Origin of the sequence: Sphingomonas sp. 10B4, from assembly GCF_035019905.1 — a bacterium.
Taxonomy (GTDB): Bacteria; Pseudomonadota; Alphaproteobacteria; order Sphingomonadales; family Sphingomonadaceae; genus Sphingomonas; species Sphingomonas glacialis.
In genome coordinates this window covers 1-265 of the sequence record NZ_JASJVC010000360.1, presented here as the reverse complement: position 1 = coordinate 265, position 265 = coordinate 1, and the positions used below count along the sequence as shown (strand labels likewise).

Below are 265 nucleotides of genomic sequence, written 5' to 3'. Positions count from 1 at the left end.
AGACTGGTGACATCGGTATTATGGATTTTCGCGGTTACACCACGATCGTCGATCGTAAGAAAGATATGATTTTGGTTTCCGGCTTTAATGTCTATCCGAATGAAATCGAGGGCGTGGTCGCCATGCATCCGGGCGTGCTTGAGTGTGCTTGCATCGGCGTACCGGATGCCAATTCGGGCGAGGCGGTCAAATTGTTCGTGGTGCGCCGGGATCCGACTTTGACGGTGGATCAGTTGATGGACTATTGCAAAGAGCAATTCACCGC

At 51.7% G+C, this 265-nt stretch carries 1 protein-coding gene; it reads left to right on the top strand.

The genetic code is table 11. The annotated features are described in order from the left end of the window. Nucleotides 1-20 precede the first annotated feature (20 nt). A partial coding sequence (locus QN347_RS20115) for an AMP-binding enzyme (RefSeq protein WP_416350913.1) occupies nt 21-265 on the top strand: 245 nt, incomplete at its 3' end.